The following is a 12,035-nucleotide window of genomic DNA, read 5'->3' as shown; positions in this document are numbered from 1 at the left end:
GCCAAACCACAGAAGTATGCGACGAGAAAACCTAGTAAAAACAATGCCAGTCAGGCTTAACTGACTGGCATTAGGGCCACGCCCCCGTTTTTCATGGCACCACCACCCTAGTCGCAGGTGGGCTGTACCGTGAAGGTCCGGCTCGAATCCACCGGTCCCAGCTCCGCCAGCAGACGGCGCCCCAGCAGCACCGGGTAGATCATCTTGCTGCGATCCCGCAGGGTGAACCACTCCTTGTAGACCTGGTCCCCGACGCAGACGGACATGGTCACCGTCGGGCGCTGCTCCATGCCGCCCGCCCCGCGCACCGTCACGCTGCGCTCCACCGGTCGCTCCACGCTCCGGCGCACCACCTTGTCGGTATTGGCATCGGTCAGCACCAGGTTGAAGCGCACCCAGGGCTTGCCATCCTTCTTGAAATGCTTCAGGTCGCGGGCATCCAGCGACGAAGTGAGGGCACCGGTATCGAGCTTCATCTTGACCGCCACCCCGTAGGGCATCAGCACCCCCTTCTCGATCCAGCCATAGCTGGTCTGGGCCGCCATCGCGCTGCCGCACAGCGCCCACATCATGGCCGCCGCCACCATTCTCTTGCCCATCTTGCTCTCTCGCCTTGTCAGTCTTGCGCCCAGATGTATCACAGCCAACTGCCGGGTCAACCGGATTCTGGCGCGCAGGGGAACGGGCTCTGGACGCGGTGCCAACAGGCGACAATCCATGCCGGGCACGGCGCGTGAGTGGGGAATGCAGCAGGAAAACGAGGGGAGAACAGGGTGCTGGATGACGCTGGCGGCCATCCTCAGGTTGTGACGCCAAAGGCTACCACAGCGGTGCGTGAATTATCAGTCTTGTTCTGACGGGATTTTTGCCTACACTGCTGTAAACCGGAGGGCCTGAAAACCACCGGTTTTTTTGCGCCTGCCGAAAAGTTGCCACTGCAAAGTGAGCTCTCACACAAGGCTCAATAAGGAATTCGCAATGCGTATCGAAGAAGACTTGAAGCTCGGTTTCAAGGATGTCCTGTTTCGCCCCAAGCGCTCTACTCTCAAGAGCCGTTCCCAAGTCAGCCTGACCCGCCAGTTCACCTTCAAGCACACCCAGACCCGATGGCAGGGCGTGCCCGTCATCGCCGCCAACATGGATACCGTCGGCAGCTTCGCCATGGCGCGTACCCTGGCCAGCTTCGAGATGATGACGGCGGTGCACAAGCACTACAGCCTTGCGCAGTGGCAAACCTTCGTCAATGAGACCGACCCGGCCCTGCTGGGCCATGTGATGGTCTCTACCGGCACCTCGGAGGAGGACTTCACCAAGACACGCCAGATCCTCGCGATGTCCAGCGCCCTGCGCTTCATCTGCGTGGACGTGGCCAACGGCTACTCCCAGCACTTCGTCGAGTTTTTGCGCAAGATCCGCGAGGCCTGCCCGAACCACGTCATCCTGGCGGGCAACGTGGTGACCGGCGAGATGGTGGAGGAGCTCATCCTCTCCGGCGCCGACATCGTCAAGGTGGGCATAGGCCCGGGCTCGGTCTGCACCACCCGGGTCAAGACCGGGGTCGGCTACCCGCAGCTCTCCGCCATCATCGAGTGTGCCGATGCGGCCCACGGCCTGGGCGGCCAGATCGTCGGTGACGGCGGCTGCACCTGCCCGGGGGATGTGGCCAAGGCATTTGGCGGCGGCGCCGACTTCGTGATGCTGGGGGGCATGCTGGCCGCTCACGAAGAGTGCGGCGGCGAAGTCGTCGAGGTCGATGGCGAGCCCTTCATGAAGTTCTACGGCATGAGCTCGGCCAGCGCCATGGACAAGCACGCCGGCGGTGTCGCCGAGTATCGCGCCTCCGAAGGCAAAACCGTGCTGCTGCCCTACCGCGGTCCGGTGGAGAACACGGTGCGCGACATCCTGGGCGGGGTTCGCTCCACCTGCACCTATGTGGGTGCCAGCCAGCTGAAAGAGCTCACCAAACGCACCACCTTCATCCGGGTGCGCGAGCAGGAGAACAACGTCTACGGCAAGGAGTAACCTGCCACAGACCCCGTCACGCGCTGACGGTTAGAAGCCGACCAACCGGTGTGCTACCCTGCGCACCGGTTTTTTTGCATCTGGGATCCCGCGCCATGACAAGCCCTCTCCCCCCCTTCGACTGGGACATCTTCTGCTGCGTCGTCGACAACTTCGGTGACATCGGCGTCACCTGGCGACTCGCCCGCCAGCTCAAACAGGAAGGCGCGCTCCCGGCGCAGAAGAGTGAGGTGCAGGTGCGGCTCTGGGTGGACGATCTGGTTAGCTTCGCCCGCATCTGCCCGGCGCTCGACCCCGCACAGGACGGTCAGTGGGTCGATGGCATCTATGTCCAGCACTGGCACGAGCGCCTCCCCGCCGACATGACCCCGGCCAGGGTGGTCATCGAGGCGTTTGCCTGCGAGCTGCCCGCCCCCTTTATCGAACGCATGGCCGAGCAGACCACGCCCCCCTGCTGGATCAACCTCGAATACCTCTCGGCCGAGAGCTGGGTCGAGGATTGCCATGGCCTCGCCTCGCCCCAGCAGGTCGGCAGCCAGCGCCTCGACAAGTACTTCTTCTTCCCGGGTTTCACGCAGAAAACGGGCGGCCTCTTGTGCGAGCGAGGCCTCATCGTCGAGCGCGAGCGCTGGCAACAGGATGTTGCGGGACTGGCCGCCTACTGGGCCAGCCTCGGCCTGCCACCCCAACGAGAAGACGAGCTGCGGGTCAGCCTCTTTACCTACGAGAGCGAGGCGCTCAGGAGCCTGGCCGAGGGCTGGCGCCAGAGCGTCACCCCCGTCACCCTGCTGCTGCCGCTGGGGCGCTCCCTCGACGACGTGCTCATCGGCGCAGGGCTGGCAGAGGCCATTCCCGGTGCCCGGGCCGGAGATCTGCTCCAGGCGGGCAACCTCACCATCAAGCTGCTGCCGATGACCGATCAGAGGGGCTACGATCGCCTGCTGTGGAGCTGCGATCTCAACCTGGTGCGCGGGGAGGACTCCTTCGTGCGGGCCCAGTGGGCGGGGCGCCCCTTCCTCTGGCACATCTACCAGCAGGAAGAGGATGCCCACATGGTCAAGCTGGACGGTTTTCTCGACCACTACCTCTCCCCCTTGCCAGCGCCGGCCGGTCAGTGGCTGCGTCGCTTCAACCATGCCCTCAACCGGGGGGAACACACCGGTGAACTCTGGGCACAATGGCCGCAATACGCGGCCAAATGGCAGCAACATGGGCGCTCCTGGCCACAGAGGCTGCTGGCGGACGGGGATCTCGTCACGAGGTTGGTGAAATTTTTAGAAAGCCGTATATAATCTGGCAGTTTTTATCCGTCCGTTTCACGAACAGGAATTTTTTACATGAAAACCGCACAGGAAATCCGCGCTGGTAACGTAGTCATGATCGGCACCGAGCCGATGGTGGTCCAGAAGGCTGAATTCAACAAATCCGGCCGTAACTCCGCCGTGGTCAAGATGAAGCTGAAGGGTCTGCTGAACGGCAGCGCCACCGAGACCGTCTTCAAGGCCGACGACAAGCTGGAAGTCGTTCAGCTGGAGCGTAAAGAGTGCACCTACTCCTACTACTCCGACCCGCTGTATGTCTTCATGGACACCGAGTACAACCAGTACGACGTCGAGAAAGACAACCTGGGTGATGCCCTGAACTACCTGGTAGACGGCATGGAAGACCTCTGCGAAGTGACTTTCTACAACGAGAAAGCCATCTCCGTAGAACTGCCGACCACCATCGTGCGTGAAGTCGAGTACACCGAGCCGGCCGCCCGTGGCGACACCTCCGGTAAAGTGACCAAGCCTGCCCGCCTGAAGGGCACCTCCTACGAGCTGGCCGTTGCCGCCTTCGTGGAGATCGGTGACAAGATCGAAATCGACACCCGTACCGGTGAATTCAAGCGTCGCGTCAACTAAGTTGACCCCTTGATGTGATTGCAAAAAAAGCGAGCCAAGGCTCGCTTTTTTATTGGCTGGCACCTCACGGCCGGCCTGATGAGAAGCCGTGCCCCTAGCGGCGATGGGCCAGTGCCCGCACCAGCCTGTCCCCCACCCCCTGTACCAGTTGCACCAGCAGCAGCAGCAACATGACCACGGTCCCTGCCATCACCTTGTCATCAAAGCGCTGGTAGCCGTAGCGGATCGCCAGATCCCCGAGCCCGCCACCACCGACCACCCCTGCCATGGAGGAGAAGCCAATGAGCATCACCACCGTCAGGGTGAGTCCGGCCAGCAGCGCCGGCAAGGCCTCGGGCAGCAGCGCCTTGACGACCACGTGCCAGCCGCTGCCCCCCATGGCGAGCACGGCTTCGACGCGCCCCTTGTCCACCTCATCGAGGGCGCTCTCCACCACCCGGGCAAAGAAGGGGAAGGCCCCCAGGGTGATGGGGACGATGGCGGCGGTGCTGCCCAGTGAGGTGCCGACCACCAGCCGGGTCAGGGGGATCAGGGCGATCAGGAGCACCACGAAGGGGAGCGACCGCCCGATGTTGATACCGATCCCCAGCACCATGTTGAGACGGGGCAAGGGCAGCACGCCCCCGGGACGGGTCACCACCAGCAGCACCCCGGTCGGCAGCCCCAGCAACAGGGTGAACACGGCTGCCACTCCCACCATGTAGAGCGTTTCGAGCGACCCCTGATACATCAGTTCGAGCAAGGCATCGACACTCAGGCGACTCTGCATAAACGCACCTCCTCTGTGACTCCGTGACGCGCCATGAAACGCCGCAGGATCTCGGGATCCGGCAACAGGGCCTGCCGCACACGGGAGTCGGGGTTGGCCAGCAGGGTGCCCAGAGCGCCGCTTTCCACCAGCTGACCCCGTTCAAGCAATGCCGCGTGATCGCAGATGGCCCTGACCACCTCCAGCTCGTGGGTGATGAGCACTATGGTGATCCCGAGGCGGCGGTTGATGTCGGCAAGCAGCGCCAGCACCGACTCCGTGGTCTCCAGATCCAGGGCACTGGTCGCCTCGTCACAGAGCAAGTGGCGCGGATTGGCGGCCAGGGCGCGGGCGATGCCCACTCGCTGCTTCTGCCCCCCCGACAACTGGGAGGGAAAGGCACGACGGTGCTCGCCAAGCCCCACCAGTTCCAGCAGCTCGCTGACCCGGGCCGCCCGCTCCCGGCGCGCCACTCCGGCGATTTCCAGCGGGACCGCCACGTTCTCCTCCACGCTGCGGGCGTGCAGCAGATTGAAGTGCTGGAAAATCATGCCGGTCCCCTGACGGTGGCGGCGCAAGGCCGCTCCCTCCAGGGCCGTGATGTCGCGGCCATCGAACAGGATGCGGCCCCGGCTTGGCCGCTCCAGCAGATTGAGGCAACGAATGAGCGTGCTCTTGCCCGCGCCGCTGCGCCCGAGAATGCCGTAGATGGCCCCATCCGGAATCTCGAGCGACACCCCCTCCAGAGCGGGTTGCCCGTGCCCCGGGTACTGCTTGCCGAGCCCCTCCAGCACTATCATGACTGCCGCCCGGCCACCGGGATCACCGACCCCTTGTAGCTCTTGCGAATGAAGTCGGCGATCGCCCTGGACTCCAGATCCCGCGCCAACTGGCGGATCCGCGGATCATCCTTGAGCGCCGGGGTGGTCACCAGGATGTTGGCGTAGGGATTGTTCTGGGCGCTCTCCAGCCCCAGGGCATCGCGAGCAGGCTCCAGCCCCGCCTCCAGGGCATAGTTGCCATTGATCACCGCCAGATCCACGTCGTCGAGGGAGCGCGGCAGCTGCGGCGCCTCGATCTCCAGGATCTTGAGCGCCTTGGGGTTGGTGGCGATGTCGTGCACCGTCGCCAGATCCCGCGCCGGATCTTCATGGCCGGCCTTGAGGGTGATGAGCCCCTCGTGCTGCAACAGATAGAGGGCCCGGCTCAGGTTGGTGACATTGTTGGGCAGGGCGATCACCGCCTTTTCCGGTACCTCCCTCAGGTGCTTGACCTTCTTCGAATAGATGCCAAGAGGCTCCACGTGTACGGTCGCGGCCACCACCAGCTCGGTGCCGAGCGCCTTCTCCTGATCCCGCAGGTAAGGGACGTGCTGGAAGTAGTTGGCATCCACATCACCCGCCACCAGCAGGGCATTGGCATTGATGCCGCCGCTGAGCTCGATCACCTGCAGATCCAGCGAAGGGTCCTGGCGTTTCACCTCGCCGAGGATATCCGCATGGGGCAGTGGATCCGCGGCAACCCGCAGCGCCTGGGCTGCCTGGGCGGAGAGAGAGAGTCCGAGGGCCAATACCAGGCCGCTCAGGGAAAACAGTCCGTGCTTGTTCATCTTGTGCTCCTTGCCATGCAATCAATGGGTGGTTTCGCCGACCGCCAGCGCCCGGGGCGCCGGCAACAGATCGGCATGGTGGCGCAATGCCACGTCAGGGTGGGAACGCAGCCGCCCCTTGAGGTAGTTCCAGCCCACCTCCCGCAGCAGCGGATTGTGCGGGTCGGTGGCAGGCCCCCTGGCTTCACGGGCCAGTGCCTCGGGCAGCGGATAGACGGGCACCACAGCGTCGAGCTGGGCCCCCAGGAAGAAGGCGATGGAGAGACGCTCCTGCCCCGGCGCCGACGGCACCACCCGGTGCACGGTCGCACGCAGGTAGCCGTTGCTGGCGAGCTCCAGCAGCTCACCGATGTTGACCACGAAGGTGCCAGGGAGCGGGAGCGCGTCGATCCAGTGATCCGGCGCCACCTCCACCTGCAGGCCGGGCTGGTCATCCTGCAGCAGGAAGCTCAGGAAGCCCGAATCCTTGTGGGGACCGACCCCCTGGGTGGCGCCCCGCTCACCGGGATAGCGGATCAGCTTGATATGTTCGTTGGGACGCTCTCCGTGCAGGGCATCGAAGGCATCTGGCGACAGTGCGAGCGCCTCGGCAAAAGCCCCGAGCAGGGTACGGGACATGCGGGTCATCTGCCCACGCCAGCGCGTCAGCACGGGTTGCAGTGTCGGCAGCGCCTCCGGCCACTGATTCGGCCCCTGCAACCGCCACCAGGGTGGGTCGCCCGCCGCGCGCGGCAAGGCTGGGCGATCGGCACCGATATCAAACTGCTCTCGCCAGTCGGGTTGACCCCGGGTCAGCTCCGCCCCCGGTCGGTTGTAGCCACGAAAATGGGGAGAGTGGATCATGGCGACCTGCTGCTTGGCCGCCAGAGGCAGCGCAAAGAAGGCCCGCGACAGCTGCTGCACCTCCTGTTGCAGCTCGGGATCGATGCCGTGGCCGGTCAGGTAGAAAAATCCCGTCTCTCTCGCGGCATCGCGCAACGATGCCAGAAAATCGGCCCGGGCGTCGGGCGAGGCATCCAGCTGCCTCAGGTCGAGGATGGGCAAGTGAACCAAGGTGCTCATGGCGATAACGCTCCCTGTCGATGGAAAGTGAGGGTGAATCTCTCGTTCTGACGAGACAGGGGGGGAGAATTCTCCGCCTGCGGCCAGTGACGACATGCCCCGGCCCCCTGTCTGCCTGCCCTTACTGAACCATGTATGGGTCACAGGATGGAACAATCAAAACCGGGAATGCTTTGCCATTTGGAACAATCCCGGGCCCGTGTCCGGCCCGCCGGTCAGACCCTCTTCGCCACCGCCGATGCCGATGTGCCCCCTTGCCCTAAAGAAACCCCCGGCGAGGCCGCTATGAGGGAGTGCTGGAGGATCCCCCATGACATTTCGCCCCTATCTGCTGCTGACCCTGCTTGCTTTTGCCGCCCACGGCGCCGGGCAGGCACCGTCAGGCGCCGCCCCGGATCCAGCCCCCCTGGTTCCCCCCGACTACTGGCAGAGCAGCGACTGGCAGGGAATACCCGACAGCACCAGGGTGGACAAGCAACAGGTACTGTTTGCCAAGCACGACAGCGACAACTACGTGGGTCTGGTTATCCTGCTGCCCGACTGGCAGCGCAGCGGCCAGCTGTGGCAACTGACCCGGGAGCTGGGGCGCCTCGGTTTCGATACCCTGCTGCTGCTCCCCTCGCCGCAGCAGACCGAGCTCGACCCCGCCGCCGAGAAGAAACAGCAGGTCATCGACGATTTTCGCAAGCAGTTTGCCTCCCGCATCAGCAAGCTGGGGGATGCCAAGCTGCAGGAGGGGGGCTTCAAGCTGCTGCTGGCCCAGGGTACCAGCGCCGCCTGGGCCGCCAACCTCATCGCCAGCGAACAGTTGCCCGCCCCCGATGCCCTGGTGCTGCTCGACGGCTTCTTCCCCAACCAGCTGAGCAACCAGACCCTCGCCAAGCAGATAGCCCAGGGCAGCATCCCTACCCTGGATCTCTATCAGGAGGAGGGAGGACGCTGGCCCCTGCTGGCGGCCGAAGCCCGCAGAAGCGAGAGCCGCCGCAGCCACAAGCTCAACTACCGCCCCTATGCCCTGATGGATCTGGAGGAGACGCCGGGGCGCATCCAGGGCTGGCTGACGCACCTGGGCTGGATCTGAGTCCCTCCGAGGCACAGCCACCCGCCTTTTGCCTTCCCCATCGGACTTGACCCGATGCCACCGCGCTGGTCAGCCGCCCTCCATGTTTGGCATCATGTCCGAACCAATGGCAGGAGGCTTCATGCAGCAAATCGTGTTTCTCGACAGCGACACCCTGGACACCGGCATCAATCTGCGCCGCCCCGATTTTCCCCATCACTGGCAAAGCTACCCGACCACGGCGCCGGATCAGGTGGTGGAGCGGCTCAAGTGCGCCAGCATCGCCATCATCAACAAGGTGCGCATCGGGGCCGATGAACTGGCCCAGCTGCCCGAACTGCGCCTGATCGCTCTGGCCGCCACCGGCAGCGACAACCTGGATCTGGAGGCGTGCCGCGCCGCCAATGTCGCCGTGTGCAATATCCGCAACTACTCGGGCCCTTCCGTCCCCGAGCACGCCATGGCCCTGATGCTCGCCCTGTCGCGCAACCTGTTCGCCTGGCGCCAGTCCCTGCTGGAGGGGCGCTGGCAGCAAAGCGGCCAGTTCTGCTTCTTCGACCACCCCATCACGGATCTGCATGGCAAGCGCCTCGGGATCATCGGCAAGGGAACCCTGGGACAGGCACTGGGACAGCGGGCCAGCGCCATCGGGATGGAGGTTTACTATGCCCAGAGCCAGGTCGGCTCCCCGGGGGATGACGACAGACTGCCCCTGGATGCCCTGCTGCAAAGTTCGGATGTGATCAGCCTGCACTGCCCGCTCACCCCCTACACCCGCCATCTCATCGGGGAGCGGGAGCTGGCCCTGATGAAACCGGGCGCCCTGCTCATCAACGTGGGCCGTGGCGGCCTGGTGGACGAGCAGGCGCTGCTCGAAGCCCTCGGCAACGGCCGTCTGGGCGGCGCCGGTTTCGATGTGGCGAGTGTCGAGCCGCCGCCTCCGGATCACCCCCTGATGCAGGCCCTGCGTTACCCCAATTTCATCCTGACTCCCCACGTGGCCTGGGCCAGCGAAGAGTCGATGCAGCGCCTCGCGGATCAGCTCATCGACAACATCAACGCCTTCTCCCTTGGCAGGCGCCAGCACCGGCTGGTGTAAGAGGCCGCTCGCCGCCCCTCACGGGCCGGCAGCGGGATCAAAAAAGGGGCCAAAGGCCCCTTTTTGTCGATCAGCTTGCCGCGGCATCAGTCGTCATACCATCTGTGCTTGCGGTGCTTTTTGTGTTTCTTGTGGTGCTTGTGATAGCGCCTGTCATCGTAATAGCGATCGCCGCGGCTCTCGTGACCATCCCCGGTCCTGGCTCCGATGGCGGAGCCACCGGCACCACCGATACCGGCGCCGATCAGCTGGCCCGTGCTGCCACCGACACTCTTGCCGATGGCAGCCCCGCCCAGGGCACCGACGGCGCCGCCGAGCGCAGCTTCGTTCTTGTTGCCCCTATTGGCCGTGGCCGCACCACCGGCCGCGCCCCCCAAGGCTGCCCCCACCAGGGCGCCGGTGTCGCCACCCAGCTCCTTGCCGATCATGGTGCCCGCCACCCCGCCGGCTCCGCCGCCGAGAATGGTATTGAGGGTCTCGGATGCCTGCACCTGTCCTGTGCCCAACAGCAACGCCCCCAGCAGCGCCAGTGCGCTCATGCCAAACGGTTTCATTTTCATGGGGTACTCCTGTCAAACCTGATGATTGATTATTTTTCCCTGCACTATACAAAGCCCCCTGACCTGCGCCACTGCCGCAAGGGGCACCTCACGGCCAGCCCTCCCTGTCTCCGGTTCGCGACACGATGCAAGAAAGCAGGCTAACCACCTGAAACCACATCAAAAAAAAAGGTCACACGAGAAATCATCCCCGTCATGACCCTTTTCTAGGCCCAAAGGCCCTTTTTTGCAGCGATCACCGTCAGACAGATACTGTCACAACCTCCCCGTCAACGGGCGACGACGCCGCCAGATGCCAGCAATCCCGCCCCTGGTGCTTGCTCTCGTACAGGCAGGCATCCGCCCGCTCGAGCAGCGTCAGGGCATCATCCGGATAGCGCGCGCCGCCGGCGCTCAGGGTGATGGCGTCGGCGAACTCCCGCCATTTCAGGGCTTTCACCCGACCGAGCAGGTGGGTCAGGCGGCATTCCACCTCCGCCTGCTCCCAGGGCAGCAAGGCCGCAAATTCATCGCCCCCGATGCGGTAGACCTGCTCATCCCCCAGGGTTCTCGCCATGATGGTGGCCACCCGAAACAGCACCGCATCCCCCACACCGTGTCCCCAGCTGTCGTTGACGCGCTTGAAGTTGTCCACATCGAACAGCACCAGCCAGTAGGGCCTCCCCGCCTGCTCCAGCCCGGCCCGCTGCTGATCGAAGGCTCGCCGGTTCAGGATGCCGGTGAGAGGGTCGTGGAGCAGGGCATCCTGCCCTTGCAGCAGGCTGTTTCGCACCTGTTCTATCTCCCCCAGGCTGCCGTGCACGAACCAGGTTCGCTGACGCCGCTGGATCTCCTTTCGCGCCTCATCCTGGATGAGGCCGCTTAGCGAGCCCTGCACCAGCGCCTGCTCCTGGCGAAAGATCCGCACCAGAAACCACAGGCTGCACAGCCAGATGCAGAGCAATGCCAGGGCGGGCAGCACCACCATCAACAGGGTGTCTTGCAGGTTTTCATGAAAATGGGAGGGGGGGAGATAGACGTTGAGATCCCACTCCATCCCCTCCAGAGCGTGTTGCAGGTGGCGACCTGCCCAGAACCCGTCCAGGCCGGCCGCCTGCGTCTCCCGCTCGAGACGGGGCGGCAACAGCGACAAATTGTGCCCCACCACCAGCTTGCCGCCCTTGCGCTCGGTGATGTAGAGGGCCACCGGATCCTCACCCACCGCCCGGTGCAACGCCCCCTGCAAGGCGCTGAACGACATGTCCACCATCAGCAGTCCAAGCAGTTGCCCCTCATGATCCTTGACCCGCTTGATGAGGGTCAGTACCTGCCGGGCCGAATCGAACTCCGGGTAGGGACCGAACCAGACGAGATCATCACCCTCGCCGGACAGGGTCTGGTACCAGGGCCGCGCCTGTGCCCGGTAGCCCTCCGGTTGCTGCCAGTCGGGATAGCCGTCGAGCCGATGGGTGCGCGCATTGTAGAAATAGAGGAAGTGGGCGTCGTACTTGAACTGATGGGCAATGGGCCAGATGGGATTGATGGCCGATGCCCCGGCAGCGATGGCCTGCTTGTCCAAGGACGCCTCCAGCACGCCAAGCTGGCGGCGGTTGTCCTGCGCCATGTCCTGGAACAGGGTGGCGTCGAGGGCAGCCAGCATGTGACCGTAACCCGCCACCGTCTTGTCGATACTGCTCAGGTAGCTGGCTGCCGCCAGCAACAGGGTGGCGATCAGCACCAGCCCTCCCAGGAGAAGCGACAGCGGAGTCAGTATGTAATAGCGTTCCTTGATCAGCGCCGCCGTCATGCCACCCTCTATAAAATGTCATATTTTATGAATTTTATAGATTAAAAATCTGCAAAAGATATTGATTGAAGTCATTAACATCCACTGCTAATGATAAAAAAGATATCACCGTCATTCCGCACCTGATTTTGCTATTTTCAGTGCTTGACGGCGATCGGCCGTTCTGATCTATTACTCTCTTTTGC

General features: G+C 63.9%; 12 protein-coding genes. 5 read left to right on the top strand and 7 right to left on the bottom strand.

Going from position 1 to position 12,035, the window contains the following annotated elements:
* Window positions 1-107 precede the first annotated feature (107 nt).
* Window positions 108-587 (bottom strand): retropepsin-like aspartic peptidase RloA3, encoded by a 480-nt coding sequence (rloA3, locus tag PG896_RS19200; RefSeq protein WP_041201491.1) that lies wholly within the window; start codon window positions 585-587, stop codon window positions 108-110.
* 391 nt (window positions 588-978) lie between these two features.
* On the opposite strand from rloA3, the gene PG896_RS19195 reads away from it, so the two are divergent.
* The 3 genes from PG896_RS19195 to efp all read left to right on the top strand — a co-directional run bounded on the left by PG896_RS19195 (window position 979) and on the right by efp (window position 3,926).
* Window positions 979-2,022 (top strand): GMP reductase, encoded by a 1,044-nt coding sequence (locus PG896_RS19195; protein WP_049636557.1) that lies wholly within the window; start codon window positions 979-981, stop codon window positions 2,020-2,022.
* 95 nt (window positions 2,023-2,117) lie between these two features.
* Entirely contained in the window at window positions 2,118-3,314 is a 1,197-nt protein-coding gene (gene earP, locus PG896_RS19190; protein ID WP_109111958.1) for an elongation factor P maturation arginine rhamnosyltransferase EarP, read from the top strand.
* Window positions 3,315-3,359: 45 nt separating this feature from the next.
* Complete coding sequence (efp, locus tag PG896_RS19185; RefSeq protein WP_010673788.1) at window positions 3,360-3,926, top strand: elongation factor P; 567 nt, start codon at window positions 3,360-3,362, stop codon at window positions 3,924-3,926.
* A gap of 94 nt (window positions 3,927-4,020) precedes the next feature.
* Here efp and PG896_RS19180 read toward each other — a convergent pair whose 3' ends face one another.
* The 4 genes from PG896_RS19180 to PG896_RS19165 are packed head-to-tail and all read right to left on the bottom strand — an operon-like array spanning window position 4,021 to window position 7,345.
* Entirely contained in the window at window positions 4,021-4,695 is a 675-nt protein-coding gene (locus tag PG896_RS19180; RefSeq protein WP_333563605.1) for a methionine ABC transporter permease, read from the bottom strand.
* Window positions 4,680-5,474: a methionine ABC transporter ATP-binding protein gene (locus PG896_RS19175; RefSeq protein ID WP_270836090.1), complete on the bottom strand. Its 795-nt coding sequence runs from the start codon at window positions 5,472-5,474 to the stop codon at window positions 4,680-4,682. Before PG896_RS19175 ends, PG896_RS19180 begins: the two co-directional genes overlap by 16 nt.
* A complete protein-coding gene (locus PG896_RS19170) occupies window positions 5,471-6,283 on the bottom strand; it encodes a MetQ/NlpA family ABC transporter substrate-binding protein (RefSeq protein ID WP_270836089.1) in 813 nt (270 codons plus the stop codon). The genes PG896_RS19175 and PG896_RS19170 overlap by 4 nt, the downstream gene beginning before the upstream one ends.
* A gap of 21 nt (window positions 6,284-6,304) precedes the next feature.
* Window positions 6,305-7,345, bottom strand: coding sequence for an isopenicillin N synthase family dioxygenase (locus tag PG896_RS19165; RefSeq protein WP_039041093.1), 1,041 nt, complete (start codon window positions 7,343-7,345; stop codon window positions 6,305-6,307).
* A gap of 310 nt (window positions 7,346-7,655) precedes the next feature.
* Here PG896_RS19165 and PG896_RS19160 point away from each other — a divergent pair, with 310 nt between their 5' ends.
* Both PG896_RS19160 and PG896_RS19155 read left to right on the top strand, forming a co-directional pair.
* Window positions 7,656-8,426, top strand: coding sequence for a DUF3530 family protein (locus PG896_RS19160; protein ID WP_039041094.1), 771 nt, complete (start codon window positions 7,656-7,658; stop codon window positions 8,424-8,426).
* A 121-nt stretch (window positions 8,427-8,547) separates the two neighbouring features.
* Window positions 8,548-9,504 carry a D-2-hydroxyacid dehydrogenase gene (locus PG896_RS19155; protein WP_039041095.1) on the top strand — a complete coding sequence of 319 codons (957 nt, stop codon included), beginning with the start codon at window positions 8,548-8,550 and terminating at the stop codon, window positions 9,502-9,504.
* Between the two features lie 86 nt (window positions 9,505-9,590).
* Here the strand turns inward: PG896_RS19155 and PG896_RS19150 are convergent, their stop codons facing one another.
* Both PG896_RS19150 and PG896_RS19145 read right to left on the bottom strand, forming a co-directional pair.
* Complete coding sequence (locus tag PG896_RS19150; protein WP_270836088.1) at window positions 9,591-10,064, bottom strand: YMGG-like glycine zipper-containing protein; 474 nt, start codon at window positions 10,062-10,064, stop codon at window positions 9,591-9,593.
* A gap of 241 nt (window positions 10,065-10,305) precedes the next feature.
* Complete coding sequence (locus tag PG896_RS19145) at window positions 10,306-11,850, bottom strand: sensor domain-containing diguanylate cyclase (RefSeq protein ID WP_270836087.1); 1,545 nt, start codon at window positions 11,848-11,850, stop codon at window positions 10,306-10,308.
* Window positions 11,851-12,035 lie beyond the last annotated feature (185 nt).

This window comes from Aeromonas sp. QDB30 (assembly GCF_027707645.1).
In the GTDB taxonomy this organism is placed as follows: domain Bacteria; phylum Pseudomonadota; class Gammaproteobacteria; order Enterobacterales; family Aeromonadaceae; genus Aeromonas; species Aeromonas caviae.
This window is presented reverse-complemented; position numbering and strand designations above follow the sequence as displayed.

Excerpts from the sequence above, each read along its gene's own strand:
- rloA3 (WP_041201491.1), bottom strand. The coding sequence starts at position 587 with ATGGTGGCGGCGGCCATGATGTGGGCGCTGTGCGGCAGCGCGATGGCG.
- PG896_RS19195 (WP_049636557.1), top strand. The coding sequence starts at position 979 with ATGCGTATCGAAGAAGACTTGAAGCTCGGTTTCAAGGATGTCCTGTTT.
- earP (WP_109111958.1), top strand. The coding sequence starts at position 2,118 with ATGACAAGCCCTCTCCCCCCCTTCGACTGGGACATCTTCTGCTGCGTC.
- efp (WP_010673788.1), top strand. The coding sequence starts at position 3,360 with ATGAAAACCGCACAGGAAATCCGCGCTGGTAACGTAGTCATGATCGGC.
- PG896_RS19180 (WP_333563605.1), bottom strand. The coding sequence starts at position 4,695 with ATGCAGAGTCGCCTGAGTGTCGATGCCTTGCTCGAACTGATGTATCAG.
- PG896_RS19175 (WP_270836090.1), bottom strand. The coding sequence starts at position 5,474 with ATGATAGTGCTGGAGGGGCTCGGCAAGCAGTACCCGGGGCACGGGCAA.
- PG896_RS19170 (WP_270836089.1), bottom strand. The coding sequence starts at position 6,283 with ATGAACAAGCACGGACTGTTTTCCCTGAGCGGCCTGGTATTGGCCCTC.
- PG896_RS19165 (WP_039041093.1), bottom strand. The coding sequence starts at position 7,345 with ATGAGCACCTTGGTTCACTTGCCCATCCTCGACCTGAGGCAGCTGGAT.
- PG896_RS19160 (WP_039041094.1), top strand. The coding sequence starts at position 7,656 with ATGACATTTCGCCCCTATCTGCTGCTGACCCTGCTTGCTTTTGCCGCC.
- PG896_RS19155 (WP_039041095.1), top strand. The coding sequence starts at position 8,548 with ATGCAGCAAATCGTGTTTCTCGACAGCGACACCCTGGACACCGGCATC.
- PG896_RS19150 (WP_270836088.1), bottom strand. The coding sequence starts at position 10,064 with ATGAAAATGAAACCGTTTGGCATGAGCGCACTGGCGCTGCTGGGGGCG.
- PG896_RS19145 (WP_270836087.1), bottom strand. The coding sequence starts at position 11,850 with ATGACGGCGGCGCTGATCAAGGAACGCTATTACATACTGACTCCGCTG.